The organism is Actinobaculum sp. oral taxon 183 str. F0552, from assembly GCF_000466165.1.
Taxonomy (GTDB): Bacteria; Actinomycetota; Actinomycetes; order Actinomycetales; family Actinomycetaceae; genus Peptidiphaga.
On sequence record NZ_KE951459.1, the window covers coordinates 1 to 5,148 of the forward strand.

Below are 5,148 nucleotides of genomic sequence, written 5' to 3' on the forward strand. Positions count from 1 at the left end.
CGGCCGGCGCGCGGGGCGGACGCCTGCCACCGGGCCGCGTTCGAGGCCTCGTGGGCCGTCTCGTCGGCGAGGTCGTCGGGGCTGCCCATCACCTCGGCCGCCGCGTCGTGGACGCCCGCGGGCAGGGCCGGCCCCGACCAGGCCATCGCCAGAGGGCCCAGGTCGAGCGCGAGGACGTCTTGCGCCGCCTGCGCCGCCCGCGAATCGGGCCCGTCGGTGACGAGCACGCACGCCGGAGCCTGCCCACCCGCCGAATCTCCGTCCGCCGAACCCCGTCGGGCATCGATGCCACTTGCGCAACCGGCCCCCTCCGTGGCATAGCCCGACGCGGAGGGGGCTGCATCGCCCCGGCAGGTGACCGTAGCGCCCGCCAGCAAGCCTCCGAGCCCCCACAGAACCTGCTTCCAGTGGGCGGGGAGGTCCAGGTGCAGGGCCTGGCCGGGCGTCAGCCATATCTCGTCCAGGAGGTACCCGCAGATCTTGGCGAGGTGATTGGCCGCGACCCTCCCCGACAGCTCGATCCGGCCGTCGCCGCCGTACCACGTCAGAGCGGGCGCGGCCCCGCGTGCGACGAGGGACCGGTAGACGGACAGGGCGTCACGCATCCCACACTCCGGCCGCTAGGGCCTTCGCATCCGCGCGGCCCACGGCCGACAAGGCGAGGAGGGCGGCCTGCCGGCTCCCCGTCGCCACGAAATTGGGGGCGTTCTGCGGGTCGCGGCGGTAGACCGAGGTGTCGTCGAAGCCGAGGTAGCGCCCGCCCGCGCGTTCGACCAGCAGGGCCCCCGCCGCGACGTCCCAGGGATGGGTCCCAACGTTGAAGGCGGCCAGGAAATGCCCAGCGGCGACTTCGGCCAGGGCGAGCGCGGTCGACCCCGTGCGCCGCACCGACCGCGCCGCGGCGACCACTCGCGTGAACCCGCGGGCGGCCTCCTCTGGGTCGGGGATCCGGGCCGAGGGGAACTCCGTGGCGATCATCCCGTCCTCGACCGGGGCGTCGAGGACGCGCATCGGCTGGCCGTTCCGGAGCGCTCCGGCGTCGTCGGCGAGGTAGAGCGTGTTCGTCGTCGGCTGATAGACGACGCCGGCCGTCAGGGCGCCGCCGCGTGCGGCGGCGATGGAGACGCACCAGTGGTCGAAGCCTGAGGCGAAGTTCGACGTGCCGTCGATCGGGTCGACGTACCAGACGACGTCGCCTTCGCCGGGGGTTCCGGGCCGGCCGTCGCAGGTGAGCATGCGGGAGGACTCTTCGCCGACGATGAACGACTCCGGCGTCTCGGCGAAGAGGAAGTCGGCGATGCGGCGCTGGGACTCCTTGTCGTGGACGGTCACGACGTCGTGGAAGTCCGCCTTTAGTTCAACCGTCCGAGGGCGGGAGAATGCTTCGATTAAGTAGGGGCCGACCTGGCGGGCGGCATCCGCGGCGATCCGTGCGAGTTCGTGGGATGTGTACATGGGGACATGGTCCCACGAATTCTCAATGGGGAGTAAAACATGGGTAGTAAACCACCAGATCGGGCGGGGGGCGTGGCTTATAGGCTTGACTCTGGCGGATCACACATGTGTAATTTACTGATATAAAAGCACTGAGGAGGACAGCGTGCTTAAATCAATTTCTGCTATGGGTTCACACACGCAGGCAGACTACAGCGCCGAGGAAGCGCAGGCGTTGATGGAAGGGATCTTCGACCTGGGCTACGCCAAGGCTTCCATCGAAGAATTGAGGTGGCAGGATTTCGCGCTCTGCGCGCAGACCGATCCTGACATCTTCTTCCCCGAGAAGGGCGGGTCGACCGCTCCTGCGACCAGTGTGTGCGCCTCGTGCCCCGTCCAGGCCGAGTGCCTCGAGTACGCCATCGCGAATGACATCCGACATGGCATATGGGGTGGTATGTCCGACAATGACCGTCGAAAGATCTCAAGGGAACGCCGCCGGGCACGTGCGCAAGGTGCCTGAGGATGCGACCCTGACCGACGACAAGGGCGTCCTGGCCGTCCTCGTCGTGCGCGGCCCGGAGGCCCGCCTGCAGCGAGTGCTCCGCGCCGTCGCGGCGGGAGGGCGCAGGCCCTCCCGCCTCCTCGTCGCCGTGGCCTCGGCCGAGGCCGACAGCGTCAAGGCGGTCGTCGACGCGCATGCCGCCGGCGTGCCGACGACCGTCCGCGCTGTCGGCGGGCGACCCACCTTCGCCGCCGCCGTGTCCGCCGCCCTGTCCCAGGACGAGGGCGGCGAGCCGTGGGTGTGGCTTCTCCACGACGACGCCGCTCCCGCGCCGGGATGCCTGGAGGCCCTCGTGCACACCGGCCAGTCCAGCGCGAAGATCGGCGTGGTCGGCCCGAAGCAGGTGGACTGGGACGATCCGGAGCGGCTCCTGGAAGCGGGCGTCCGCGCCACTCGCCGCGCCCGCAGGGTGCCTGAGATCGGCGACGACGAGCGCGACCAGGGGCAGTACGACCTGCGCAGCGACGTCCTGGGGGTCGGCACCGCGGGGATGCTCGTCCGGCGCACGGCCGCCGACGTGGTCGGCTGGCTGGACCCGGCCCTCGGCCCCTTCGGCGACGGCCTCGAATTCTCGCGTCGCATGTGGCTGGGGGAGTGGCGCGTGGTCCTCGAGCCGGGCGCCTCCGTCGCCCACGCGCGGATCGGCCTGGGGGAGGACGAGCGCCTGTCCTACGGCGCCCGCCGTGCCGCCCAGGCCTACAACGGGGTGCTCGCTTCGTCCCGGCTCTCCTACCTCTTCGTCTTCCTGGCCTACGTCGTCGGCGGGCCCGTGCGCGGCTTCCTCCGGCTCCTGGTCAAGGAACCCCGCCTGGCCGTCGGAGAGCTGAAGGCCAGCGGGCGCCTCGTCCGCATGTTCGGGGCGATCCACGCGGGCAGGCGGAGGATCGCCAGAGCCCGCAAGGCCCCCGAATCCGTCCTCCGCTCCCTGGAGGACCGCCCCGGCGACGTGCGACGAGCCCGCCGGGACCTCAAGCGCGCCCGCATCGAGGCCGTCGAACTCGCCGAGGACCCGGGACCCCTCGTCCAGGCGGAACTGCGCCGGTGGCGCGCCTCGACCCGGCGGTGCGCGGCCGTCGCCCTCGCGGCCGGGGCCGTCGTGACCCTCGTCGCCCACCTGCCCGTGCTCGGCCGGGTGCTCACGGGAGGCGCCCTGCTCCCCGACGCCTGGAGGGCCTCGGACCTGGCGGGCTCGGCCTCCCGCATGTGGCTCGCGTCCGGCGACGGATTCGCCGCCCCGGTCGACGCCCTGTGGGTGCTCCTGGCCCCCTTCGCCGCGATCGCGAGATCCGATCTCGGGGCGGTCGCCACGGCGATCGCGATCGCCGGCGTCCCGCTCGCTGCGCTCACCGGATTCCTGGGAGCCCGGGCGCTGACGAACTCGCCGCACATCAGGGCCGCGGGCGCGGTCGGGTGGGCGGCGGCGCCTCCGCTGCTCGGCGCCGTCTCGCAGGGACACGTCGCGGGGGTGGTCTGGCACGTCCTGGCCCCCCTCGCCCTTGTGTGCGTCGTCGTCGCCTGGAGGCGGGCCAGCGTTCCCGCGCTCGGCGCGGCGGCCATCGTCTTCGCGTACATGTCGGCGGCCTCGCCCGCCACGTCCGCCCTCGCCCTGCTGGTCTCCGCGGCGGGCGCGGTCGGGTGCGCGGGCCACCGGTGGAGGTGGCTGTGGCTGCCCGTCCCCGCCTTCGCCGTTCTCCTCCCCGCCTTCCAGGCGGCCCTCCACGCTCCCGCGCCTTGGAAGATCCTCCTGTCCACACCCGGGCAGGCGAGCCTCGCCGCACCGTCGCGGTTGGGCCTGCTGAGCTTCTCCCCGACCTCCACCGTGGACTCCTCGAACCTCGGAGCCGTCGAACTGGCCTCGCTGGCCGTTCCCGGGTTCCTCGTCCTGCTGGCCGTCGCCTGCCTCCTTCGCCGGCGCAACTCCGGCAGAATCCGCGCCGGCTTCGTCCTGCTGGGCGCCGGCTGGCTCTGGGCGGCCGGCGCCGCCGCCACGACCGTGGGCGACGCTGTGGCCGGCGCCTCCCTCCTCCCCGCCCGCGGATGGGCGGGGATCGGCCTCTCCCTGGCCTTCTTCGGGCTTTTCACCGTCCTCGTGAGCGCGGGCGACGGGCTGCGGACCGACTTGAGCGAGCGATCCTTCGGGCTCAAACACGTCAGCCTGCTGTCCGCCACGGCAGCCGCCTGCCTCGCCCCGCTGGCGCTGGCCGGCCTGTGGAGCGAGGCGAGCCTGAGCGACCGCGGCAACGCGTACGCCAGCCGCGCGCTCACGCCGGCGCCGGAGTCCCCGATCCCCGCGGTGGCCAGAACCGATCAGACGGGCCCGGACCGCTCCAGAGTCCTCGTCCTTCGCCCCGCCGACGACGGAATCCGCGCGACCCTCCTCAGAGGGCCCGGCTCCCAGCTCCACGAGACGTCCATGGCCGCCTCCCTCTCCTCCCGCTCCGACGACCGCGCCGCCGCCGCCCTGGCCTCGGCCGTCGCCTCGCTGGGCGGGAACTCCGAGTCCTTCGCGCGCAACGCCGCGGCGCACGCGGTCTCGGTGGTCCTCGTCCCCCAGGGGCGCGGCGACGCCACCGCCGCCGCCCGCACGCTCATGTCCCAGCTCGGCGCCGCCCCGGGGCTCGAATACGTCACGTCGAACGCGAGCGGCACCTTCTGGCGCGTCCGGCCTGCCAAGCAGGCGACGTCCCGCCTGCGGGTGGAGGCGGGAGGCGCGTCCACGCCGCTCGCCTCGGGGGTCACCTCCGCCCAGGCCGACGTGCCCCAGTCCGAGACCGCACGGCTCCTGGTCCTGGCCGAGCGCGCCGACCCGGGATGGACGGCCACCCTCAACGGCCGCGGACTGCCGCGGACCGGCCGCGGATGGCAGCAGGCGTGGCGCCTGCCCGAGGACGGCGGGACCGTCGCCGTCTCCTTCGAAGGGGCCTGGGGCGCGATGACCGCCTTGGGCCAGGCGGCCATCCTGTTCGCGGCGCTCGTCGTCGCGCTGCCCCTGCGTCGTAGGAAGCCGGTGAGGAAATGAAACGCCTTCTCAGCACGGTCGCGGTCGTCGCCATCGCCTGCGCGGGCGGAACGGGAGCCTTCTTCCTGGGGGCCAAGCCGCGCCCCGCGCCGCAGCCCGCCCCCGCCGTCGCCGCGCCCCCCGCGCCCTT

4 protein-coding genes are annotated in these 5,148 nt (G+C 73.3%); 2 read left to right on the forward strand and 2 right to left on the reverse strand.

What is annotated here, in order from left to right; translation table 11 throughout:
* Both HMPREF0043_RS08190 and HMPREF0043_RS08195 read right to left on the reverse strand, forming a co-directional pair.
* Nucleotides 1-605 (reverse strand): TIGR03089 family protein (locus HMPREF0043_RS08190; RefSeq protein WP_021602559.1); only part of this gene is annotated, 605 nt, incomplete at its 3' end.
* Entirely contained in the window at nucleotides 598-1,455 is an 858-nt protein-coding gene (locus HMPREF0043_RS08195) for an inositol monophosphatase family protein (protein ID WP_021602560.1), read from the reverse strand. The genes HMPREF0043_RS08190 and HMPREF0043_RS08195, both read right to left, overlap by 8 nt.
* A 217-nt stretch (nucleotides 1,456-1,672) precedes the next feature.
* On the opposite strand from HMPREF0043_RS08195, the gene HMPREF0043_RS08200 reads away from it, so the two are divergent.
* Complete coding sequence (locus HMPREF0043_RS08200; RefSeq protein WP_040318192.1) at nucleotides 1,673-1,957, forward strand: WhiB family transcriptional regulator; 285 nt, start codon at nucleotides 1,673-1,675, stop codon at nucleotides 1,955-1,957.
* Nucleotides 1,902-5,018, forward strand: a complete 3,117-nt coding sequence (locus HMPREF0043_RS08205) for a glycosyltransferase (RefSeq protein WP_198010313.1) — start codon at nucleotides 1,902-1,904, stop codon at nucleotides 5,016-5,018. The genes HMPREF0043_RS08200 and HMPREF0043_RS08205 overlap by 56 nt, the downstream gene beginning before the upstream one ends.
* The last annotated feature ends 130 nt before the right edge of the window (nucleotides 5,019-5,148 follow it).